17 protein-coding genes are annotated in these 24356 nt (G+C 57.7%); 6 read left to right on the forward strand and 11 right to left on the reverse strand.

Annotated elements, in window-relative coordinates; translation table 11 throughout:
* Positions 1 to 42: 42 nt before the first annotated feature.
* Positions 43 to 2436 carry an ATP-dependent DNA helicase RecG gene (recG, locus tag Q6L55_09085; protein ID MEN9258862.1) on the reverse strand — a complete coding sequence of 798 codons (2394 nt, stop codon included), beginning with the start codon at positions 2434 to 2436 and terminating at the stop codon, positions 43 to 45.
* Between the two features lie 112 nt (positions 2437 to 2548).
* Here recG and yidC point away from each other — a divergent pair, with 112 nt between their 5' ends.
* On the forward strand, positions 2549 to 3655 hold the full coding sequence (gene yidC / locus Q6L55_09090; GenBank protein ID MEN9258863.1) for a membrane protein insertase YidC: 1107 nt from the start codon (positions 2549 to 2551) through the stop codon (positions 3653 to 3655).
* On the opposite strand, the gene Q6L55_09095 is transcribed toward yidC, so the two are convergent.
* Positions 3636 to 4856 carry a glycosyltransferase family 4 protein gene (locus Q6L55_09095; GenBank protein ID MEN9258864.1) on the reverse strand — a complete coding sequence of 407 codons (1221 nt, stop codon included), beginning with the start codon at positions 4854 to 4856 and terminating at the stop codon, positions 3636 to 3638. The two genes, yidC and Q6L55_09095, sit on opposite strands and share 20 nt — an antisense overlap.
* Positions 4856 to 6043, reverse strand: a complete 1188-nt coding sequence (locus Q6L55_09100; GenBank protein ID MEN9258865.1) for a Coenzyme F420 hydrogenase/dehydrogenase, beta subunit C-terminal domain — start codon at positions 6041 to 6043, stop codon at positions 4856 to 4858. The genes Q6L55_09095 and Q6L55_09100 overlap by 1 nt, the downstream gene beginning before the upstream one ends.
* A gap of 271 nt (positions 6044 to 6314) precedes the next feature.
* Between Q6L55_09100 and Q6L55_09105 the strand changes: the two genes are divergently transcribed.
* Positions 6315 to 6971, forward strand: coding sequence for a hypothetical protein (locus Q6L55_09105; protein ID MEN9258866.1), 657 nt, complete (start codon positions 6315 to 6317; stop codon positions 6969 to 6971).
* Between the two features lie 92 nt (positions 6972 to 7063).
* A complete protein-coding gene (locus Q6L55_09110) occupies positions 7064 to 8317 on the forward strand; it encodes a hypothetical protein (GenBank protein ID MEN9258867.1) in 1254 nt (417 codons plus the stop codon).
* 8 nt (positions 8318 to 8325) lie between these two features.
* Here the strand turns inward: Q6L55_09110 and Q6L55_09115 are convergent, their stop codons facing one another.
* A complete protein-coding gene (locus Q6L55_09115) occupies positions 8326 to 9801 on the reverse strand; it encodes a hypothetical protein (protein ID MEN9258868.1) in 1476 nt (491 codons plus the stop codon).
* 28 nt (positions 9802 to 9829) lie between these two features.
* Positions 9830 to 11632 (reverse strand): ATP-binding protein, encoded by a 1803-nt coding sequence (locus tag Q6L55_09120; GenBank protein MEN9258869.1) that lies wholly within the window; start codon positions 11630 to 11632, stop codon positions 9830 to 9832.
* A gap of 188 nt (positions 11633 to 11820) precedes the next feature.
* Between Q6L55_09120 and Q6L55_09125 the strand changes: the two genes are divergently transcribed.
* The 3 genes from Q6L55_09125 (at position 11821) to Q6L55_09135 (ending at position 13306) form a co-directional block, all read left to right on the forward strand.
* On the forward strand, positions 11821 to 12084 hold the full coding sequence (locus tag Q6L55_09125; protein MEN9258870.1) for a BolA/IbaG family iron-sulfur metabolism protein: 264 nt from the start codon (positions 11821 to 11823) through the stop codon (positions 12082 to 12084).
* Positions 12085 to 12207: 123 nt separating this feature from the next.
* Positions 12208 to 12663 (forward strand): hypothetical protein, encoded by a 456-nt coding sequence (locus Q6L55_09130; GenBank protein MEN9258871.1) that lies wholly within the window; start codon positions 12208 to 12210, stop codon positions 12661 to 12663.
* On the forward strand, positions 12638 to 13306 hold the full coding sequence (locus Q6L55_09135; protein ID MEN9258872.1) for an LmeA family phospholipid-binding protein: 669 nt from the start codon (positions 12638 to 12640) through the stop codon (positions 13304 to 13306). The genes Q6L55_09130 and Q6L55_09135 overlap by 26 nt, the downstream gene beginning before the upstream one ends.
* Here Q6L55_09135 and Q6L55_09140 read toward each other — a convergent pair.
* From Q6L55_09140 to Q6L55_09165, 6 genes are all read right to left on the reverse strand, one after another.
* Complete coding sequence (locus Q6L55_09140) at positions 13248 to 14090, reverse strand: phosphatidate cytidylyltransferase (GenBank protein MEN9258873.1); 843 nt, start codon at positions 14088 to 14090, stop codon at positions 13248 to 13250. The two genes, Q6L55_09135 and Q6L55_09140, sit on opposite strands and share 59 nt — an antisense overlap.
* Before the next feature lie 37 nt (positions 14091 to 14127).
* Positions 14128 to 18261 (reverse strand): GAF domain-containing protein, encoded by a 4134-nt coding sequence (locus Q6L55_09145; protein ID MEN9258874.1) that lies wholly within the window; start codon positions 18259 to 18261, stop codon positions 14128 to 14130.
* Positions 18262 to 18350: 89 nt separating this feature from the next.
* On the reverse strand, positions 18351 to 20186 hold the full coding sequence (ftsH3, locus tag Q6L55_09150) for an ATP-dependent zinc metalloprotease FtsH3 (GenBank protein MEN9258875.1): 1836 nt from the start codon (positions 20184 to 20186) through the stop codon (positions 18351 to 18353).
* A 78-nt stretch (positions 20187 to 20264) separates the two neighbouring features.
* Positions 20265 to 21974, reverse strand: a complete 1710-nt coding sequence (locus tag Q6L55_09155) for an AarF/ABC1/UbiB kinase family protein (protein MEN9258876.1) — start codon at positions 21972 to 21974, stop codon at positions 20265 to 20267.
* Between the two features lie 65 nt (positions 21975 to 22039).
* Positions 22040 to 23770 (reverse strand): sodium:solute symporter family protein, encoded by a 1731-nt coding sequence (locus Q6L55_09160; protein MEN9258877.1) that lies wholly within the window; start codon positions 23768 to 23770, stop codon positions 22040 to 22042.
* A 177-nt stretch (positions 23771 to 23947) separates the two neighbouring features.
* A complete protein-coding gene (locus tag Q6L55_09165; protein ID MEN9258878.1) occupies positions 23948 to 24289 on the reverse strand; it encodes a 2Fe-2S iron-sulfur cluster-binding protein in 342 nt (113 codons plus the stop codon).
* Between the last annotated feature and the right edge of the window lie 67 nt (positions 24290 to 24356).

Here is a 24356-nt window from a genome sequence, read left to right on the forward strand (position 1 = left end):
ACGGCAAGAGACCCTGGTATCCAGGGCTTTTTGTAACTGCGCTTAACTCAACACCACTCGACCGGTGAGCTGTTCCCAGCGGCGTTGCAGTTCGGCGGTTAGGAGGGGATGTCGGCGCAAATCCGGGTCCTGTTGCAGCAGGTGTTCTGCGGCGCGGCGGGCCGTTTCCAGCACCTCCTGGTCTTCAATGAGACTGGCCAGGGCTAAATCCGGCAATCCGGCCTGTCGCGTCCCTAAGATTTCTCCCGGCCCCCGCAGGCGCAGGTCCATCTCAGCGATAAAAAAGCCGTCCTGGGATTGGGTTAGGACCTGTAGGCGCTGCTGGGTGTCTTCCCCTTGGCTGTGGGCGACCAAGATGCAGTAGGAGGGGTGCGTTCCTCGGCCTACCCGTCCCCGCAGTTGGTGCAGTTGGGCCAAGCCGAATCGTTCAGCATTCTCCACCAGCATCACTGTGGCATTGGGCACATCCACGCCCACCTCCACCACGGTGGTGCTGACCAGAATTTGAATCTCCCCATCTCGGAAAGCTCGCAGGGTGGCTTCTTTTTCGGTGGCGGACTGGCGCCCGTGGAGTAACCCCAAGCGCAACCCCTTGAAGGTCATTTCCTGCAACCTTTGGTACTCGGCGACGGCGGCCCGGGCCGGTAATTTTTCCGACTCCTCCACCAGGGGCAAGATGATGTAGGCCTGACGACCCTGGGCCACCTCCCGGCGAATCAAGTCATAGGCAAAGTGGCGTTGACTGCCGGAAATCACCGTCGTTTGAATGGGTTGGCGACCGGGGGGCAATTCATCGAGCTGACTCACATCCAAATCGCCGTGGAGGGCCAGGGCCAGGGTGCGGGGAATGGGTGTGGCCGTCATGGTCAGGACGTGGGGGGCCATCCCTTTTTGTTGCAACAGGGACCGTTGTTCTACGCCGAAGCGGTGTTGTTCATCAATCACCACCAGCCCCAAGCGGGCAAACTGCACCTGCTCTTGGATCAGGGCATGGGTCCCCACCACCAACGGCACTTCCCCAGTGGCCAACTGGGCCAGGATTCGTCGGCGTTGACTGGCCTTGGTCGAACCCGTGAGCAATTCCACCGGGATGTGCAGGGGCGTCAACCATGTCAGCAGTTTTTGGTAGTGCTGTTCAGCCAGCACCTCCGTCGGGGCCATCATCGCCACCTGATAGCCCGCTTCAATCGCCGCCAGCATGGCCATAACCGCCACCACCGTCTTGCCGGAACCCACATCCCCCTGCACCAGACGCTGCATGGGTCGGGGCTGGCGCAAATCCTGAAGAATTTCTTGAATTACCCGTTCCTGGGCTCTGGTCAACTGAAACGGCAGGTGTGCCCGAAACCTTTGCAACAGTTCTCCTTCGGCTGACAGCGCCGGACTCGGATACTGCCGTTGCTGTTGCCGTCGTTGCAAAAAACTCAGTTGCAGGTAGAAAAATTCATCGAACACCAAGCGATAGCGGGCCCGTTTTAACGCCTGAGCATCAGCGGGGGCGTGAATGTCCTGGTAGGCCGTTGCCAGGGACACCAGATGGTAGCGCCGGCGCAAGGATTCCGGTAAGGGATCGGGCCAGGAGCGCACCAAGGGTAAAACGGCATGGATGGCCTGGCGCACCCAACTGGCCTTGAGTTCCCCCTTGAGGGCATACACCGGCACCATCTTGGCAACGGCATCTTCGGTTTGCTCGTCAATGACTTGGATTTGGGGGTCGGTCAGGGTTTTGCTGAACTTTGTCCCCTTGACCAATCCCGACACGGCGATCAATGTCCCGGGGGGATACTGTTTTTTTTGCTGTTCTTGCCAGGCTTTATTGGCATAGCGTTTCCCCATGACATAGCGATTGATTTTCAGACGCCCGGACCGGTCGGCCACCCACCATTCCAGGATGGTCAACTGGGGATTTTTCGGGCTGGTGAAACAACGAAAACTGCGAATCGTGGCAATCACCGTGACGGTGTTCCCCGGCTGTAAATCCTTGATCAGCAGGTGCTGGGAGTAATCCACATAGCTGCGGGGGTAATAGCGTAAAACGTCCCCGAGGGTTTGCAGCCCCAATTGCTGGAGATATTTCTTCTGCTGCGGTTTGAGAACCTCCAATTGGCGAATAGGGGTATCGGCTGTAACCACCGGCGCTGGTTTGTCTAGCACCCCCGGTGTAGGGACGGGTTGGCGGATGTGGGGTAAAAAGGTGGCGATGCGCTGGAGTAGGGCTTCCCGCTGGTCGCCAGTCAGATGGGGGTAGTGGTGCAGCTCTGCCAGTAGGATTTCCCATTGGTTGATCTGGGCAGCCGGTAGCCAATCCAGGGGTACCAGGCGCAGTTGTTGCAGGAGAAACTCGGAAAACCGGTACTGGCGGCCCTGCAGGTTGGGATAGCCCGCCTGTTGTTCCACGGCCAACGCCTGAGCCACCCGCGCCGCATCCCAGGTCATAGTTCCAGTGTAGCCACCAAAAAACGGCCACAAAGGTTAATATCAGAGGGAGTACGCCATTGGGATACAGCTTATGGACCTGTTCGGCACAAACTTCCTGTCCAACAACCTGATGCTACCCATTCTGGACTTCTTCTACCAGGTGGTGCCGAGTTACGGGTTGGCCATTGTGGCGCTGACGCTGGTGGTGCGGCTGGCCTTGGCGCCGATTAGTGCCGGGCAGATTCGCAATATGCGGCGCATGAAGGTAGCCCAACCGGTGATGCAAAAGCGGGTGCGGGAAATCCAGGAGCGCTACAAAAACGACCCCGCCAAGCAACAGGAGGAAATGGCCAAGATTTATCAGGAATTTGGCAATCCCCTGGCCGGTTGCTTACCCCTGCTTTTGCAATTGCCCATCCTGTTTGCCCTGTTTGCCACCCTGCGGGGTTCGCCTTTTGCCGATGTGTCCTATCCGGTGGAATTGGAAATTGTACCCCGCGACCAAATCGTCCAGTCTCAACCCCTTAACTCCCCATCCCACAACATCTATGTCCAGCCGGGTTTACACTATCCCATCCGGGTGGTGAGCACGGCAGGGAATAAATTGCCTGTGGGGGAAGAGACCGTTCTTGATTTCCGCACCCCCGATGGCCGTAGCCTAACCAGCATTATCCAGGAGGTGAACCACCCCGAACTCATGCCCCGCTGGACGGTGAAAAACGGTGCTGATTTGGTGGAACTGGTCACGGAAAACGGCCAAGCTCGACTCAAAGCTCTCCAACCAGGCAAAGTTTCTCTTGTTGGCGTCGTGCCGGGCTTAGCAGCTAATGAAGGCTTTTTGTTCATCTCTGCTCTCGGTCAAGTCGGGGCTGTTGATAGCAAGGGTGTAATTCACTGGGATACGTTGATTTTGGTGGCCATCTTTGCTGCCAGTACCTACGTCAGTCAGCTGATTACTAGCCAGGGTGATGTCATCAAAAATCCCCAGCAGGATCAGGTGAACAAATCCCTGCCCTTGATACTGGCGGTGATGTTTCTCTTTTTCCCCCTACCTGCCGGGGTACTGATGTACATGGTCGTGGCCAACCTCTTCCAAACGCTGCAAACCTTTATCCTCTCCCGGGAGCCGTTGCCGGAAAATTTGCAGAAAATTGTGGAGGAGCAGAAGAAAATGCTGGCCGCCCAAACGGAAACCCTACCCTTTGAACGGCAGCGGCCTAAGAAGAAGCCGAGCTAAGGGAACGGTACAGATCAACATACTGCTGCACCACCACCGGCAAGCTAAAGCACCGCTCCACCTTCTGTCGGGCGGCTTCTCGCAACGCTACCCCCTGGTGCACCACCCAAGCCATCCCTTGCGCCAAATCCCGGGGGTCAAAGGGCTGAGCCAGATAGCCGTTTACCCGGTGGTCCACGATGTCCTGCACCCCCGTTCCGGCAAACCCCACCACCGGCGTCCCACAGGCCATGGCCTCCGTAGCGACCTGCCCAAAGGCCTCCTGTCGTGACGGCACCACCAGCACATCGGCAGCGCTGTAGGCCAACACTAGAGCCACCTCATCCGTTAATTTGCCCAAACACCGGACCGGTAACCCCTCCAGACCCGGCGCCTCCTGCTGCCCAAACACCAACCAAAGAGCGTCCACCTGCGACCGGAGCACCTGCGCTGCTGCACACAACACATCCCAGCCCTTGTGGGGTTCCTTGAGCAAACCCAAGCCACCGGTCAGGACAATGGGCGCATCGGGTGGTAGGCGGAGCACCTGGCGCGCGATGGGCGGGGGAATCGGGTAATACCGGTCCGTATCCAGACCGTTGGGGATCACCTCGACCGGACAATGCCCCAGCAAGGAACTGCGTTTCACGGCATCGGCCAGCCAGGCACTGGGGGTAACTATCACCGGTTGAAAATTCCGCCAGGCCCGTTTTTTGCGCCGCCAGAGCCAGTGGGATACATCCTGTTTTTGCGTACTTTTTAATTGGGGGCAACAGCCGCATTGAGCCGTGAAGGAATCGCAACCTTGACTGCAATGGCATCCCCCAGTGATAGCCCACATATCGTGGAGCGTCCACACCAGCGGTTTGGTGGTTAGGTGGGGGAGGGCTTCAGGGGTGAGAAAACGGCTGACCCAGTGGAGATGCAAAAGGTCAAAATCATGTTTGTGGATGTGTCGCGTTACCCCATTGGGCGTCCAATGCACGGAAAAAGCGCGGGCGTGTTCGGGATAAAAGCGCAAGGGCCATTGGTCGGCAATGGAGCGCAACCGGCGCAGCCAACGGGGTTCGGGGTATTCGACAACCATCGGGTCCTGGCTGTGTTTCTGGAGCACCAACTGTTGGGAATCAATCCCTGCCTGGCGCAACCCCTGATGCAGACGATAGGCCGCCCGCGCCGCACCGCCAAACGTGTCGTAGGTACTCAAATGCAAAACTCTCATCAATCCTGGGGCAAGCGATACTGGCTGACAATTTTTTTAGCGAACTCCGGCACATGGCGCACCAATTTTTGGGGGTAGTGCCGGCGGACATAGAGATAGTTGCGGGTGAAATGGGAGTCAATGGAAAAACGGGCATACTCCAGACCTTTGGGGCCTAATTTTTCGATCACCACCCCCATCAATCGGGCCGCCCACATAGGCAACGTTACTCCCTGGTCATAGGCCGCGATACTTTGTTGCACCGCTTCCTGGCGTCGTCCTTGACTGGTCACCGGCTGTAGTTCCAGTTCATCCTTGACCAAATCCAACATCTCCTGACCCCGAGCGTTGCGCACCACCAGCCATTGCCAGCCAAAAGGTGCCCCCATATAGCCCACCACCAAATCCGCCAATCCGTTGACATAATCAAAACAACTCAAACAGGACGGCGCAAAGATATCCTTCAGCTCCCGCGTTTTCAACCCAAAAAACGGTACTTTTTCCACCGAGCCATCTGCATGTTGGAAATGCACATGGTAGTCCTGCATAAATTCGTAGTGGACCACGGTGTGGGGTGAGCGGCTGGTGGTTTCCAGAAACTTTTGCAAACCGGCCCGGGTGACATTATCCACACAGGGCGTTCCCAGAACATACAGCTTTTTCAAACCCAACTGTTTTTCTACTGCCCGCAGGGCCTGAATTTGACACCCCACGCCAATGACCAGCAATCGGCGGATGCCCGACCGTTCGATGGCATCCAAGAGATTCAGGTTCGGCGACAGGGTGGGCTTATTCACCCGGGCGGCCAACACCTCTGCGGGGGTGCGGGCTAGGACAGGTTTGGGCTGGAAACGGTCCTCCGGTGTATTTTGCACACAAACGACAGCTTCCACCCAATTTTGCTGCAACATCCGCATGCCAATGGTAGTGACAATCCCCGTCCACTGGGCGCCGGCAATCGGTTGCTTTTTGCGGGCCGCCACCATCAGGCGATAGACCCCAAAATAGCACTCATCCATATCGTCCACATGGCGGCAGCGGCCGTGGGTTTGGGTTTCTAAGCGGTCAAACTGCTGTTGCAAAAAGGCGCAGGCGGACTTGACGTAATGGATGTAGGACGTATCGCACAGGCCGCACTCACTGCAGAGTTCCTTGGCCGGGCGGGGACGACCCGGAGGCAGGGGGCGAGCCTTGTGATGGGGAGCCATAGCGCCAGGGAACCGATTGCACAGATACACCTTCTTTACTGTAAACCCTGTCAGCAGCCTGCGCCACCTGTAAACTGCCCTCTGATATAATCAAGCTGTTAACTTAAGATTTCGCTGACCTCACACCAGTTATCACGCATTGAAGGAGGCATCTAACATCATGGGCAAGCTCAATTTCTGGGCTGTTGTTGGGGTCAGTTTTTTCCTCTATGGCGCTCATGCTTATCCCTCTTGGGCGGGGGGATTTACCCAACCGGAAGGGGGTGCTTTTGTGAGCACGACATTTCGCACCCTGGACAGTGGCAGCTTTGAAAAATTAGAAATAGAGGCCTACGCTGAATACGGCCTCAAGGACAACATTACCCTCCTTTTCAAAGTCCCTTATCAATGGATTCGCGATGAGCAGTTCAACCCTGCTCGCACCAATAGTGGGTTTTTCGATGCCGAAGTCGGGGTACGTTGGCGGTTCACTCAAGACCCTCGCTGGGCCGCAGCATTGCAGGTGACGCCCATTATTCCCTTGGGGTATGATCCCAATGCCCCCTTGCCCTTATCCCGGGGGGGAGTGGGCCTGGATGTGCGGGTGCCGGTAAGTCGTACATTTCCGGTTGGCAAGCGGTTTGGTTATTGGACCCTGGAGGTGGCTTATCGCCCCTACTTCAGTAAACGTTCGGATGAGTTTCGCACCTTTGCTGAAGTGGCTATTCCGGTCACCGATCGTCTGGATGTCGCCACCCAGATTGACAGTATTATCGGCACCCAAGACCGGGAGGCAGATTTTACTAAAGTGGTTGGGCAATTGCGCATCAAAGCCAACGACACCATCCGCATTGTACCGGCAGCCTATAAGCAAATTGACGGCCCGGGCTATGGCTTTGAACTCGGTCTATGGTTCACCTTTGGCGGCGCCATTGCTACCGGTAAATGAATCCCCTCTCCCGACGAATTGTTTTATCAGGGGCAGTCGCTTACTCTCTGGCAAATAGTTTTTCATCTTGCTTGTCCCAAGCCGTGGAGCAAATGCCCCGCCTTTATGGCGTCAATGCCTACTACCTATTGGTTGAAAGCTACCGCCAGGCGAGGGAGCAACCAGGACGGGCTTTGAAGGATGTGGTCATGGACTACCTGACCCAAAGTTTGCGCCTGGATATGCTTCGTCGCAACAGTCGTATCAATGCCCTGCGGTTTTGGGCCTTCAATGATTACCCTATTTCTGCACCGGAGGTGCCACCGGGGGTTTTTGATGGCGCCCTGTGGCAAGCTCCTAATCAACCGGTGGAATTCGTCTTTCGCCTTCTCGATACATTAGTTGCCTGCCTAAGCGAACTGGGTTTTTGGCTGGTTGCCGTCCTGGGCAATTACTGGTTGTCCTATGGTGGGATTTTGCGCTATTTAGAATGGGCCGAAGCTGTTCCACCCGGTACGTGGCTCAATGCCTTTTTAACCCTAAAAGACCAGGATAAATATCTCCAATACGGCCCAGAGTTTTATCTCAACAAAAAAGTAGAGCAAATTTTCCAGAGTCACACCGGAGAAGTCCTAGGGATTCTTGGAAAATATCCCAGTATCATTGCTATTGATATCCTTAATGAACCCAGGGGCAAAGGGATATACGCCCAGGAAAACCGTCCGGTCAAACCTAATGTTTTCATGCAACAAATTGTGGCAGACTGGTTGCAGAGGCAGGCCGTTTTTATCCAGGGTCAAATCCCCCGTCGTATATGGGTAAGTTCTGGGGAAGAAGGATGGTTGAATCAACCGCCCCGGTTATCCCTCAACTACCTGCGCGCCGAACCCCAATTTTATGAGGGCATTGACCTGGCGCTCAATATGACCCGTCCGGCTCTGACCCTGGGCAGTATTCACATGTACACCCATCCGGCCGTTGAACTGACCAAAACTACCATCCTTGGGCTACCATTCCTAGACCGGCGCGGTTGGGATTTTCTGCTGCGTTCTGACCGTCCGCCTACGCGTCAAACCTACCGCCAGTTAGGGGATGAATGGTTGCGTTCCCGCGCGCTGGCGATGCACCGCAAACCTTGGTATCTGGGGGAGTTAGGATGGTGTCGTCCCCGCAGCCTCACCAATAGACGCCCCCTATCGAGCCACGCCTTGCAAAGCGAGCGGATAGTTCTCTACCGTCACTGGGCAGAATTGGCCTTTAATTTGGGTGCGCGGGGGGTGTTCCTTTGGTTACTCAACGGCCGACAACACCAGGATGAGTTTTACGGCATGACTCCTGCCCAAATCCAAGCCATCTTTCCCCGCTAATGTCGCTCCTATTGCCGCTGCCATAACTGGTAGAAATCATTGCTGGCAATGTTGATAAATGCCCCCCCCAGGGGAAGATTGTCCAGTTGCAGTTGGTCGGCCGAGGGTTCGAGGTCCGTTCCGCGCCGCAGTAAAACATAGCTCACCACCTCCTCCGGTTGGGTCAAAGCCAAGTTGAATTCGTACTGATGGGGTAGGACAAACAGATGGGGGTTGTGCAGGAGATAAATAAAGCTGAAATTGACGGCATCATCGAGTAAAATTCGCTGGTCTGGTCGTAATCGCTCGAACAAGACCTGGACGATGGTCTGTTGCGCCCTTTGTTTTTGCTGCCAACGCCTAACCCCAGAACCGGCGCTTTCCCTGGGGCCAGCGATCTGCTGCCACACCACCTGTTCCGTCGGCACTAAATCGGCTGAGGCCAACAGGTGCCCGCTACTATAAAGCGTCAGCCCCAAAACCGCTACAATCGGCAGCAACTGAACCGGCTGCCACTGACGCCCTTGCAACAACATCACCGGCAGTAAACTCACCAGGGCGCCACTGCTGGCTAACTGGGGGAGAAAATGGCCCTGCCACAGCATGACCGCCAACAGCAGCGCAGGAAGCGCCAACAGCAGCGCAGACGGTAGCCAACGATGCCGACCTGTCCAGAGCGTCAGAGCCGCCAGTACATAATAAGCGGGCAGCGTTTTTGCCAACCACAGCAGACTTTCGGCCAGGGCCTGCCAACCCGGGGCTGAGGTCAACCACAAGCCCATCTCCGGCCAGCGCAAGCCGTTGCCCGGGGCTTGGAGAAAGTAAAAGGCATCCCCCGCGATTAACCAATTCACGTACAGAAAGCCCAAAACCGCAATGATGGGCATAAAGCTGATGACCAGAACCACCGTGAGCTTCAAGGGGATATAGGATTCTTTGAGGGCAAACCAACTGACAACCATCAGCACCGGCAATAGCCACCAGAACTCATACCGCAGGAGCATCAGGGGGGTCAGCGTCAGTCCCAATAGAACCAGATTCACACTCAAGGGGTAGTGGGGGTCCCGCGGCTGAATCAGTTGCCAGTACAGGAGAACACTCAGACCTAAAAACAGGCTAATGGCCGTCCAGGTCGGACTGGTCAGGACCATGACCACAAAAGCCGGATTGAACAACAGCATCCCCAAAATGACCCGCCGCCACAGAGGCCGACAGGGCAATTGGGCCACCAACCATCCGAGCCAAAAGACTAACCCCGCCACCAACAACACCTGTGTAGTTATAGGGGAGCCAAGCAGCATAGTCAGGTAAATCAGCAAAGGGGGAAAGGCATAACCGATAGCACTCAAGCGGGGGTCTGGCCCTTGTGCCGCAATCAAACCCTTAGCCCCCAGAAAGTGAAATTCCTCACTGAGTAAATTATGTGTATCTAAAAAGATCAAGCCAAACGTCAAGAGCAGGCTGTAGCCCAGAGCCAACGCCAAATGACGATTCCCAGCAGACATGGCACCCCCTCACCCCCCAAGCGCCATTTTACCCCGGAACGCCCTGGGCGGGTTCGAGGTCAAACCAGAAGGTACTACCAATGCCCACTTCACTAATCAGATGAATGTCCGTGTGGTGCTTTTGCAGAATGCTTTTGACAATGGACAACCCCAGACCCGTGCCCTCCAGGGTGTGCACCCGATTTTCCACCCGGAAAAACCGGCCAAAAATGGCTTTTTGGTGTTCTGGCGCAATGCCAATTCCCGTATCACTGACCTCCACCCGCACCCGTCCTTCCCAGGGAAACGCCCAAATGATCACATAGCCCCCTGCCGGTGTAAACTTCAGAGCGTTACCCACCAAATTGGCAAACACCTGGAGCAATAGGTCATAGTGGCCAATCACATCCGGTAAATCCGGGTCCACCACCGCTGTCAAATGAATGCCCTTGTCCTTAGCCGTCAGACGATGGGCACGCAGCGTTTGCTCAATCACCGCGCTTAGGGAAGTGGGACTCAAAGGATAGGGTTTGCCCGATTCTAAACGGGAGATGTCCAGGACGTCATTCACCAAACGGGTTAGCCGGTCCGTCTCCCGATTGACCGTTTCCAGAAAATCTTGTTTTTGCTCCTCCGTTAGACTATGGCCGTACTCATACAGCGTCTCGATAAAAGATTTGATGTTGAATAGGGGCGTGCGCAACTCGTGGGAGACATTGCTGATGAAATGGCTTTTGGCCTCATTGAGTTCCATTTCCCGGGTGACGTCCTGAATCGTAATGGCAATGCCCTGGAGTTGGTTGCGCACCTGGTCAAAAACAGTCGTCAGGAGAACCTTAAGGATGCGTTTGTAAGGGGACTCCAGAGCAATGCAAAACTCCAGGGGTTCAGCCAAGGGTGCTTTTTTTTCAATCAGGTCGGCCAGGGGCTGTGCCAAGGTAGTAGCGACTGGTTCCGGCAAAACATCCATTGCCAGCTGTCCTAGAACCGTCTGACCCGACCAACCAAACAGGCGCTCCGCTGCCGGATTTACCAGCACAATTTTCAAATCCCGGTCCAGCAAAATTGCACCATCGGCGATCGTGGACATCAAGGTATCCAATTTCGCCTTTTGGGCCGTGATTTCTTCAATGTTTTGCTCCTCATAACGGGCCAGGCGTTCCGCCATGTCGTTGAAGCTGTCGATGAGTTCGCCAAGCTCTCCCCCGAAGGGTAAGTCAATCCGCTGACGGAAATTCCCCGAGGCAATATTCTTCACACCGATGAGTAATTCCCGAATCGGGCGGGTGATGGTAATGGCATTGAACACTCCCCCCAGAATCACCAGAATCCAAATGGAAATAAAAACAGCTAAGGTAATATTGCGGGTGAGTAAGGAAGCATTCAAAATCGTCGGGTTGGGATTGATCCCCAGCGCTAAAATGCCAAGGTACTCACCTTCGTGCACCAGGGGCACAAAAATGTCAGCGATGAGACCATCAGGCGTGAGGTGCTGGCGCACAAAGGGTTTGTCGGGGGTAGTCGGTTCCGGTAACTGAATGCGTCGGCGCAGGGTTAACGAATTTTGCACCTCCACCGCTGAAAAGGGAATGCCGAAGTAGATTTCCCCTTCTTGATCGGCATACAAAATGTAGCGAATGCTGGAGGTGCTGTTGTAGAACTTTTCCGAAAGACGCGCCAGTTCATTGCGTTTATCTTGGGCTACCAAGGGTGCGACGTTTGCTGCCAACAGTAACCCCAAATCCCGACCAAAGCGGGTGTCATTCAGCCGGGCATCCTGCTGGATACTATGAACGGCCCAAAAGGTCAACAAACTCATCAGCAACGAAACGACCAGTGTCGCCGCTGCCATGAGCCGCGTTTGCAGCGTGAAATCGGACCACCACCGAACAATCAGGTTGATGAATCGCTGGAACAACGGCGTTGTCAGTACAGGTCAACTCTATATATTACGTTACGCCATCGCTCCCTTGGGCTGGCGAGACGGGGTTCCCCCTTCGGAGCTAACTGGCATAATAGGATTAGGGTTGGACTGGACGGATGCTCTCGCCCCAGAGAATTACCCAACTGATTCAGGCCCATCTGCCGGACGCCCGGGTGGACCTGCAGGACCTGACAGGAGGCGGTGACCATTGGCAGGCGGTGATTGTCTCTGAGGCCTTTGTGGGCAAAAATCGGGTCCAGCGGCACCAACTCATCTATCAAGCGCTGCAAAGTGTCCTGGCGACCAACGAACTCCACGCCCTGACCATGAAAACCCTCACACCGGCGGAGTGGGATGCCCTGACGCAGCACTCCCGATAGGATTGGGCAATTCCTAGGTGATAACCCTGGCTTACTTAAACCAATTTCATAAACCCGTAGCAACATAACTGGTACTAAGCCACTCGCCCATGATAGTTTTTGAGTAGGGGGGGCGCGTCAGGGGTGAAAAAAATGATCAGCATTAAACGTTTTTTGACGGGCATATGCGTTGTGGGTTTGGTCTTAGGATTCGGCATCCGTGCTCAGGCCAATCCCTTTTTACATAGCATCAGGGAGCAGTTGCAACTGGTGGCAAGAACGTTGGGTTGGGATGGCTATCGTCTATCCCATGAGCCTTTCACTGGTGTCCTGCGGCAAGGGGAAACTGATTGGATTGCTATTCGACTTCGTTCAGGCATCGAGTATGTGATAATTGCTGTCTGCGACCAAGATTGCCGAGACATTGATCTGCGGCTATATGATGAAAATGGGTATCTGATTGACGATGATTTGGCTTTGGATGATGTTCCTGTTGTCACGGCCATCCCTAGGCGGACGGCTACATTCCAGATTGAGGTCATCATGAGTCGCTGTAGGACGCGCGATTGTGTTTATGGAGTGGGGGCCTTTGCCCGCTAATGCCGCATTGACCCAGCCTTTAGCTGCGCTGCTGCGCTGGTGGATACGCCAACAAGTGACGCAGGCGGTTGAAGTGCAAGTGTACCTAGGAGACATGACGTCGCTGTGGCGGTCGGGTCGTCTACCCCTTATCCAGGTGAGTGCCCACAACGTCATTTACCGCCAAGTTCACTTACAGCAGGTGGTACTCCAAGCTCAAAATATCCAATTTCATTGGCCTTTTTTCCGTCAATACAAAGAACCCTTTATCGAACCAATTGCTGTTGCCATCACGGCCACCATCACCGAACAAAACGTGAATCAATCCCTGTCTGTATTGCAGGACTTTTTACAGCCCTATCTCCAGGAATTGACCGGTCAGAGGTCCAGAATTCAGGAACTCCATATCCGCGAGCAATATATAGATTGGTGCTTGGCCAACGGTCACACCTACAGGACCCAAGTAACTTTGGTTTCACCTTGGGAATTGGAACTGCAAACCCTGGCGCCAGAACCGAAAACCACCCGGATTTCCCTGGGTTCCGATGGGCAAATAGATAAGTTGAATATCGAAACGGGAACTATCTATCTATCGGGGCAATTAGTCATCCGACCAGCAGGGGCACCAGCAGGGTCACAAAGTAATAGGCCAGGGGAGCCGTAAAGACATAGCTATCGGCGCGGTCCAAAATCCCCCCATGCCCCGGAATAAACTGCCCGGAATCTTTGACGCCGGCATCCCGCTTCATCATGGATTCCGTCAAATCCCCCAGCAAACTGGTGACCCCCGTCATCCAGCCCAACACCAAACCTAAGCCCACCGGCCAGGCTAATTGCACTGCCCCCATGGCTCCTACTCCCATACTGGCCAGTACCCCAAAAACGGCCCCCTCCACTGTCTTTCTGGGACTGATTTCCGAAAGTTTCGTCTTGCCAAAGGCCCGTCCGAAAAAAAAGGCGCCAATGTCCGCTGCCCAAATACAGCCAAAGGCCAGCAACGTCACCTTTAAGCCCAAGGGCCACTCACCGCCGTCCGGCCAAAAGCCCAACAAAGGCAAGTTGCTGTAGGCGCTTTGCTCCACCCCCCGTAACCGCACCCAAAAACTGGGCAGATATCCTCCGTAAAACAACCCCAAAATTGATGTGGCAATGTCGGCAATGGTGGCCAACTTCGGCTGAAAGAGCAAATAAAAACAAATCCAGCTCCCACCAATCGGTAATACGGCGTCGGCTAAATTGGGAGCGATGGTGGCTGTGATGATTAATAGTTGGCTCACTACCAGGGTAGTTTTCGTCGCTGGGAGGATGCCTTTCCGTTGCGCCAAGGCAAAGTACTCCCGCTGTCCCCAAAACACCAAAGCTGCTACTCCCGCACTAAAATACCAGCCCCCCAAAATCACCCACACTAGCGCCAGCAGCAAGGCCACGGCACCGCTGATAATTCGCACTCCTGGAATGGATGCCCAGCGAGACCAGTCCTTCAACCTAGCTCACCTTGAATTGGGCCACATTTTTCTGTAATTCCGCCGCCACCCCCACCAAATGGGTAAAGGAATCCGCCACCGCTACCGACTGCTGGGACGTATGATTGGCAATCTGGGCCACGTCCTCCATCGTACGACTGACCACCGCGGAGGTTTCCGACTGGGCCTGGGCCGCCTGGGCGATTTCCGCCACCAAACTGCTGATTTGGGCTGTAACTTCGGCAATGCGACTCAGTTTCTGGCGCGCCTCAGCCACCAGTTGCGTCCCCACTACCACCTGCTCCGTCCCCGCCTCCATCGCCGCCACCACCTCATTGGTTTCCGCCTGGATTTCCTCCACCAGTTGCTCGATTTCCCCAGTAGCGTTAGCGGATTGCTGGGCCAGGGAGCGTACCTCCTCCGCCACCACCGCAAACCCGCGTCCCTCTTCCCCCGCCCGCGCCGCCTCAATGGCCGCATTCAACGCCAGCAGGTTGGTCTGGGCGGCAAAGTTACTGATGAGACTCACCACCCGGGAGATTTTTTGAGAAGCCTCGCCCAGGCGCTTGACCTTCTTAGCCGTGGCCGCCACCGTCTCGCGAATCGCTGAAATCCCCGCTACAGTACGGTTCATGGCCTCGTCCCCCTCCCGGACCGTTTCGTTGGCCCGCTGCACCTGCAACTCGGCGCTGTGGGCATTAGCCGCCACCTGCTGAATCGACCGCACCATCTGCTGGATTTGGGCTAGAGCAGCTTGGATGGCCTCCGCCTGCCGGGCCGCCTCCGACGACAGGGCATGCACAGAAGGCGCACTGTGTTGGGCTGTGTCAGTCACTGCCTGGGCCGCCACCTGCACCTGTTGCACCAGTTGCTGCAGGCTTTCGATGATGGCGTTGAAAAAGTCGGCGACCGTCCCCATTTCCCCCGACGTCACCCGCGCTCGCACCGTCAAATCCCCCTGGAAGGCACCCTCAATATCCGCCAGGAATTGCGCCAATTGCCCCTGGAGAGCTTCCCGCTGCTGCCGCTGCTCCTGGGAGACCGCCTCCGCCTGTTGCCGCGCCTGCTCCACCTGCTCCAGCAAAATGGCCTGGTCCAGGGCATAGCCCACCTGCAGCGCCACCTGCCGCAGCAAATCAACCTCTAACGCCGTCCACTGACGCGGACCGCTGCACTGATGGGCAATCAGCAACCCCAGCAACTTCCCCTCCGCCAGGATCGGGGCCACCAAGTTCGCCTTCACCGCAAAGGGTTCTAACTGTTGCAGGTGACAGGGCGTCAACCCGGCTTGGTAAATGTCCGGCGTCGCCTGCACCCGTCCCTGACGGTACTTCTCCACATAGCCCTCGGCAAAGCAGGGGTCGTCAATCTGCGCTCCTAAGGCTTTGGGCCAACCACCCGTTACGGCCTCCGCCACCACCGTCCCTTGCCAGTTCTCGTCAAACAGATACACAATGCACCGGTCGCACTGTAGGGCTTGGCGCACCTCCTGCACCGCCGTGTTGTAGATGGCCGAGCGCTGTAGACTCTGGCGAATTTTCGACGTGATGGCATTGATGCGTTGGGCCTGGGCCGCCGCCAATTCCTGCTGCCGTCGCAGGGTCGCCTGTTCCTCCAGGGCCACCGCCTGGTCCAGGGCATAGCCCACCTGCAGCGCCACCTGCCGCATCAGGTCAATCTCCAACGCCGTCCACTGGCGGGGACTGTCGCACTGGTGGGCAATCAACAACCCAAACAGCTTATTCCCCAGCAAAATCGGCGCGACTAAGTTGGCCTTGACCCCAAACGGCTCCAGTTGCTGCAAATGACAAGGTGTCAAGCCGGCTTGGTCAATATCTGGTGTAGCTTGCACCCGCCCCTGCTGGTACTTCTCCACATAGCCCTGGGCAAAGCAAGGATCGTGAATCTGCGCCCCCAAAGCCGGCGGATACCCAGGCGTCACCGCCTCCGCCACCACCGTCCCCTGCCAGTTCTCGTCGAACAAATACACAATACACCGGTCGCACCGCAGGGCCTGGCGCACCTCCTGCACCGTCGTCTCGTAAATCCGTTGCCGCTCCAGGGACTCCCGAATCCTAGACGTAATGCGGTTGAGCAACTGCTCCTGCTCCGCCTTGGCCCTTTGCTGCGCCAGGAGATTGGCCTGGTCCAGGGCAAACCCCACTTGCAGCGCCACCTGCCGCATCAGCTCAATTTCCCCCTCTTGCCACTGGCGCGGACCACTGCACTGGTGGGCAATCAGCAAGCCAAAAAGTTTATTCCCCAGCAAAATCGGCGCCACCAGATTGGCCTTCACGGCAAAGGGTTCCAACTGCTGGAGATGACACGCCGTCAATCCTGCCCGATAAATATCCGGTGTAGCTTGCACCCGCCCCTGCTGGTACTTCTCCACATACCCTTCGGCAAAACAGGGGTCATAAATCTGCGCCCCCAACGCCCGCGGCCATCCCGGCGCCACCGACTCCGCCACAATCCGTCCCTGCCATTGCTCATCAAACAAATACACCACGCAGCGGTCGCTTTCCAGGGCCTCCCGCATTTGCTGCACCGTCGTCTGGAAAATCGCCTGCTGGTCCAAAGTCTGGCGAATGCGCAGGGTGATGTCATTGAGCAACTGAGCCAGGTTGGCCTTGGTCTCCTGTTCCCGCCGCAACTGCTCCTGCCGCTCCAGGGCAATGGCCTGGTCCAGGGCAAACCCCATCTGCAGCGCCACCTGACGGATCAGTTCAATTTCGTGGGGCTGCCACTGGCGGGGACCCCTGCACTGGTGGGCAATCAACAACCCCAGCAACTTCCCCTCCGCCAAAATCGGCGCCACCAAGTTGGCCTTGACCTGGAACGGCTCCAACTGCTGCAAATGGCACGCCGTCAACCCCGCCTGATAGATATCCGGCGTCGCCTGCACCCGTCCCTGACGGTACTTCTCCACATACCCTTCGGCAAAGCAGGGGTCATGAATTTGCGCCCCCAGCGCCCGGGGAAACCCATTGGCCACCGATTCGGCCACCACCGTCCCCTGCCACTGCTCATCGAACAAATAGACAATGCAGCGGTCCGCCTGCAGGGCCTGGCGCAACTCCCGCACGGTGGTGTCGTAAATGCGTTGACGGTCCAGGGACTCCCGCATCTTGACAATCAGGTGATTGAGCAGGGCCGCCTGGGTCATCTGCACCTGTTGCGCCTGCCACAACCGCGCCTGCTCCAGGGCCACCCCCAGTTGCAAAGCCACCTGGGCCAAAAACTCCTTTTCCCCTTGGGTCCAAGCCCGGGGTTCGCCGCACTGGTGGGCAATCAGCAACCCCAACAACTTCCCCTCCACCAGGATCGGCGTCACCAGATTGGCCTTGACCTGGAACTGCTCCAGGATGCGCACATGACAGTCTTGGAGACCCGCCTGGTGGATATCCGCCACCGCCTGCACCCGTCCTGCCTGGTACTGGGCCAGATACCCCCCCCGAAAACAAGGGTCATCAATTTTTTCCTGCAGCGCCGACCGCCAGCCCGACCCGACGGATTCCGCCACCACCGTCCCCACCCCCTCGGCATCCAACTCATAGACCACCACCCGGCCGCAACGCAACACCCGCCGGGCCTCTTGTACCACCTGGTCCATGATCGCCTGGGGGTCATGGGTCTGGCGCAATCGCTGGATCAAATCCCGCAGCGCCTGGGCCTGCTCCTGCTCCGCCTGTTGTTGCTCCGCCATCTGTTGCAGGTGGGCCGCCAGGGCGTTAAGTTCCTGGGCCATCCCCACCCAGCCATCGCCACCGGTTAGCGCCACCCGCGCCTGCCAATCCCCCCGCCGCAACCGCTGCACCATCTGCACCAACAACCAGGCCGGTTGAGTCAAGCCCTGCCCCAAGAGCGCCGCCGCCGCCAAGCCCAACACCAGGCCCACCACCGCTGCCGCCCCACCTGCCCACATCTGCCGTTGTTCCCCAGGCGCAGGGCTGGCCGAATTCACCGCCTGGTAGGTCACCGCACCCCCCACAGCCCCCGCCAACCCAGCCAACACCGCCAGCGTGACCACTTGCCGCGCCAAAGCTCGAGTAAGATTCCCTGCCGGTGCAGGCTCCACCACCGGGGCTGCCCCAGCCTGGGTTGGCGCTGCAGGAGGCATCTCGACAAGCGTGGGGCGGGGGGACGTCTGAGTCATCGCTGTTCCTTGGCCGGTCACCTTTTCCATCTTGCCCCGCTGTTGGCTCCACCGCCCAACCCTTGTAACGTTTTGTTGCGACACGGGAACTAACTCAAAGGCGCCATGACCACCTCGTGGCTATCAATCAGCGCCTGCAGCTCCTCCGCGTCCACCGTTTCCTTTTCCACCAGTAGTTGCGCCAGCTTGTCCAGGAGCGCCCGGTTGTGAGTGAGCACATACTTGGCCTTTTGATAAGCCCGCTCCACCAACGCCCGTACCTCCTCGTCAATCAGGGCCGCCGTTTCCTCCGAGAAATCCCGCTCCAGGGCAATTTCCCGCCCCAGGAACATGCCACCTTGACTGCGCCCCAAAGACACCTGCCCCACCCGCTCGCTCATGCCGTAGCGCATCACCATCTGCCGCGCCACCCGCGCCACCTGTTGCAGGTCATTGGCCGCTCCGGTGGTCACCTCCTCTTCCCCAAAGACAATCTCTTCCGCCACCCGGCCCCCCAAAGCCACCGCCATCTGGTTTTCCAGGTAACTGCGGCTATACAGCCCCGAGTCCATCCGGTCCTCGTTGGGGGTAAACCAGGTCAGCCCACCGGCCCGCCCCCGGGGGATAATACTGATCTTCTGCACCGGGTCGTAATCCGGCGTCAAAGCCCCCACCAGAGCATGACCAGCTTCGTGGTAGGCCACCAGGGTTTTGCGCTTCTCGCTCATCACCCGGTCCTTTTTCTCCGGCCCTGCCAGGATACGGTCAATCGCGTCGTTGATTTCATCCATGGAAATTTCCGTCAGGGAGCGCCGGGCCGCCAGGATAGCCGCCTCGTTGAGCAAGTTGGCCAAATCCGCCCCCGTAAACCCCGGCGTGCGACGCGCAATCTTTTCCAAATCCACATCCGGTGCCAGCACCTTCCCCCGGGCGTGCACCTTGAGAATCTCCAGCCGTCCCTTGTAGTCCGGGCGGTCCACCACCACCTGCCGGTCAAACCGTCCAGGCCGCAACAGGGCCGCATCCAGCACATCGGGCCGGTTGGTCGCCGCAATCACAATAATGCCACTGTTGCCCTCAAACCCATCCATTTCCGTGAGCAACTGGTTCAGGGTCTGCTCCCGCTCGTCGTTGCCACCCCCCAAACCAGCCCCCCGTTGGCGACCCACCGCATCAATCTCATCAATGAACACAATGCAGGGGGCATGTTGCTTGGCCTGTTCAAACAAATCCCGCACCCGAGACGCCCCCACCCCCACAAACATCTCCACGAATTCCGAACCCGAGATACTAAAGAAGGGCACCCCCGCTTCCCCGGCCACTGCCCGCGCCAGCAACGTTTTCCCGGTCCCCGGCGGTCCCACCAGCAGCACCCCCTTGGGAATCTTGGCCCCTACCGCCGTAAAACGCTCCGCATTCTTGAGAAAATCCACCACCTCCGCCAATTCCAGCTTCGCCTGGTCAATCCCCGCTACGTCGGCAAAAGTCACCTGGGTTTGGGGTTCCATGTGCACCCGGGCCCGGGACTTGCCAAAATTCATCGCCTGGGAGCCGGGACCCGCCTGCGCCCGCCGCAGCAGGAAAAACAACCCCAGCAGCAACAGCACTGGCAAAAACAGGCTGCTCAACGCCCGGAACCAGAACCCTTCTTCCCGCCGGGGCACTACAGAAATATCCACATTCTTCTCCGTGAGGATGTTGATCAAATCCGGGTCATTGGGCAAATTCACCATCACCCGGGTGCCGTCCTGGCGCACCACCTCCGCCTGAGTTCGGTCCGACGTGATGCTCACCTTGGCCACCTGCCCCGCCTGCACCGCATCAATAAATTGGCTATAGCGCCACACCTCCACCTGCGGGCGCCGGTCTAAAAAGGCCGTCCCAAGAGCCACCACCACAATCGCCAGCAACACGTACAGCCCAACGTTGCGCCACCGCTTGTTCACCGAACCCACTCCTTAGCCCAACTGTCTTTGTTTTGATGTTAACGCAAGCCAGAGTAATGTGAACAATTGTTACGATTCTCAGAGAGAAAGGGGGGTGTTTGACTGGGTGCTGGGGGTCTGGGGCGTAGGTTGCCCATTGGCAGACCGCTGGTGGCCATTAAGCAGCAGCGATTCCCACAGTACCCTTGGCCGGAGGTATCCCTGCACTAGACGCCACAGCCGCCCCACCTCCTCCAGGTGCAACCGGTCATCTTCCGTCAGGGCCAAAACCAGCTGGGTTCGCAAAAATCGCCCCTCTTCCGACAACAAGTAACGCAGCGCCGGTCCCAACAGGGGTTGCAGGTTGAGGTCCCCCGCTTCTTGGGCCACCGCGAGTAAACTTTCCAGCCGCTGCCATTGGAACCGATTGTCCTTGAATAAGACCTCCATCAGCCGCCGCCGGAAGGCCGGAGTTTCCCCGGTGAGCAAACGCTGGGCCACATAGGGATAGGCCGCATCCACAATGCGAAAATTCGGGTCCAAGGTCATGGCTATCCCCTCTTGGGTCACCAGGGAGCGAATGATCAAGGCAAAATGGGCCGGCACCCGAAAGGGGTAGCGATACATTAAATCGGAAAACTCATCCGTGGCCTGCTTGAAGCGAAAATCCCGCAGTTGGGTCCCTACCGCATGCTGCCACAGGTTTTCCAGGGCCGGCACGATGGGGGTGATGTCCGTATCCGGTGGCAAAAATCCTAGCCTTACAAAATCCTTGGCCAATTCCACGTAATCCCGGTTGACCAGATGCACCAGGGCATCGGCAATTTGTTCCTTCGCCTCCTGGGTCAACTGGTCCATCATACCAAAGTCAATGTAGGCCAATTTGCCGTCGGTGGTGAGAAATAAATTGCCCGGGTGGGGGTCAGCGTGGAAAAAGCCGAACTCCAACAACTGCCGTAGTCCCGCCCGCACCCCAATTTGCACGAACTGGTGCATTTCGATCCCAACTTTTTTCACCACCTCCGCATCGGTGAGTTTATAACCGTGAATCCACTCCAGGGTCAACACCCGGTGGTTACTATAGGCCCAGTAAATTTTCGGGACTTTAATCGTCGGGTCATCCCGAAAATTGTCGGCAAATTTTTCCGCATTACAGGCCTCGTGCAGGTAATCAATTTCCTCAAACAACTTACGGCCAAATTCATCCACAATGGAGCGCAAATCGTCCTTCATGTGAATGGGTAACCAGGGCTGCAACCAGTGGGCCAGCTCCCGCAGGATATACAGGTCCAGGGTGAGAATGGGGATCAGGCCCGGTCGCTGCACCTTGACCGCTACCTCTTCCCCCGTGCGCAGGCGCCCCCGATAGACCTGCCCCAAACTGGCCGCCGCCACCGGTTCCGGCGATAACTCTTCGTAGATTTCCGACACGGGCCGTCCCAGTTCGCTCTCGATAATTTGGTAGGCGACGGCGTTGGGAAAGGATGGCAACTGGTCCTGCAGTAACGTTAGTTCCTCCAGATAATCCCGCCGCACCAGGTCAGGCCGGGTGGACAGGGCTTGCCCCACTTTGATGAAGGTTGGCCCCAAGTGGGTAATCAATTGCCGCAGTTGCGCCGCCCGCTGGGGCCGATTTTGGACTTCTCGCCCCGTGAGACGGTCCCACCCCAGCGCCGCCAGAAACTGGGCCATGGCCCACCCCACCTGGATCAACCGCCCCCAGACCCGCCAGAAGCGCCACCGGTAGTAAGCTGCAATCACCTTGGGGTCATACCGTCGCAGGTGATCAATCCCGCCCCGCTTGCTCATGGGTCACCGCACCGCCCGCCTCTCTTAATCTAGTTAAGAATTGTTTTGGCTCCCATTAAGAAATTCTATTGTTTCTGGGGCTGTCCCCGGCGTTGCAGGCGATGCAGCCACCAGCCGGAGAGCACCGCCAGGCTCCAGCAGGTCCAGCCGGTTATCGGTTGCCAGAGCAAGACCCCCCCCATCCCCAGGAGCGTCCCCAGGAGCAGACCCACCCCGGCGAGGGTGCGTTGCACATCCCAGCCCAAGTCCTGTAAAGGGGGCAATCCCGTTGCTTCCCGTTGTCGCCGCCATCCCGGTCCCCCAGGGCGAATCCGGCGGTAGAAGGCATTTAAGGTCTCTTCCCTTTCCGGGGGCGTGCAGTACATCACCACCGACCAGGCCAGGGCCGTTAACCCCGTGGTGACCAGCAATCGCCAGCCAAAATCTTCGATGCGGATAAGGGGCGCCACCGTTGTTCCCAGGCCAATCCCTAAGCCCGCCACCAGGGCCGTCCATTCCGCCGCCGCGTTGATGCGCCACCAAAACCAGCGCAGGATGAGCACCAAACCCGGCCCCGTACCCATGGCAATCACCAGGCGAAACACCGTCGTCACCTCCTGGGCATAAAATGCCGCCAACCCCGCCAACGCCGTCACCAGCACCGACGAGAGCTGCCCGACCGCCACCAATTCCGCCTGGCTGGCCTGGGGGCGAAGAAAGCGCTGGTACAAATCCCAGGTCAGGTAGGACGCCCCCCAGTTAATCAGGGTGGACATGGTGCTCATAAACGCCGCCAGCAGGGAGGCCACCACCAGTCCCAACAGCACCGGCGGCAGGAAATCCCGCATCAGGCGGGGGTAACCCAACTCCGGGTCCGGCAAATCCGGGTAGAGCATGCGAGCCACCAGGGCCACGATCACCCAGGGCCAGGTGCGCACCACATAATGCAGCAAGTTAAACCACCAGGCGGCCCGTTCGGCTTCCTGTTCATTGCGGGTGGCGGCCAGGCGTTGGATGAATTCTCCCCCACCGTCGCTGCGTCGGAAAGCCCACCACTGCACAAAGACATAGGCCAACAAGGTGCTGGCGGACAGTCCGGCCTGTTCCCCCCAGGGCCAGAGCTGCAACATGGCCGTGCCCTGGAAATGGGTCACTACTTGGGCCATGCCCCCTACCCGTTGCAGCGCCGCCACCGCCACCACCACCGCTCCCGCCAGGGCCAAGACAAACTGCAGCAAATCCGTCACCACCACCCCCCACAGACCCGCCACCCCGGCGTACACCAGCACCAGGAGGCTGAGGGCTATCACGCTCCACAGCTTGCCCTGGGGTCCCGGGTCTATCCCCAAGCTGGTCCAGATATCCAGCCCATCCATAACCTTGACAGCCGCCAGGATCCCGTAGCCCATGCCGATACAGTTCAGAGGCACCGCAAACAAAAACGCCTTAGTAGCCCGTAAAAGCGCTGCCCCCCTACCCCCATAGCGCAGTTCCGTCAATTCCGCATCGGTGATGATTGCCGCCCGCCGCCACAGCCGCGCAAACAGGTAAATCAGCACCACGTGGGTCAAGGCGAAACTCCACCATTCCCAGTTGCCTGCCACGCCCCGTTTGGCCACCAAACCGCATACGTACAGGGGGGTATCGATGGAAAAGGTCGTGGCCGCCATGCTGGTACCGGCTAGCCACCAGGGCAGTGCCCGCCCCGACACAAAAAACTCCTCCAGGTTGCGGCTGCCCCGGCGCGCCAGGTACAGCCCTACCGCCAGACTGCCCACCAGATAAAGCCCCACAACCACCCAATCGGCAACGGTCACCTGCCCTCACCGGCAAAACCATTGATTCACTATACCTTGGCCTGGGATGAAGGCTGGTGACCGGCAGGCCTCACGGGTGGCCGTTTCCCACCGGTGGTTAGGACGGGATTTCAGGGAAAACAACCCCCGACTGCAACCATCCTCATCCCCATACACGAAGACCTGATTTTTGGGAGCCTAGGACTTGGCTGCCTTTTGTTTTTGAAACTGGCCGAACTGCAATTCGTAAACCGTTTCTTCCTGGTCCGTTTCCAGCACCAAGGGTGAACGGGGATAGGCCACACATAACAAGGCAAACCCCTGTTCCACCAGGGCCGGGCTTAAGCCCATGGCATCCGGTTGATCCACGGTGCCGCTGATCAGGCGGGCTGCACAAGTCGTACAAATGCCGGCGCGACAGGAGGACGGTAACTCCACGCCAGCAGCTGCAGCGCTATCCAAAATTGTCCGGTCGGCTGGCGCCTGGATGGTAAACACCTGTCCCCGATGGCGAATCTCAACCGGAAAGACCGCAGTCATCGTCGTTCTTGCTCTCGGTCATTTCACCTAGGCTTCATTATAGGACATGACCCCCACGCTAGGATCA

This window comes from Gloeomargarita sp. SRBZ-1_bins_9, from assembly GCA_039794565.1.
In the GTDB taxonomy this organism is placed as follows: Bacteria; Cyanobacteriota; Cyanobacteriia; order Gloeomargaritales; family Gloeomargaritaceae; genus Gloeomargarita.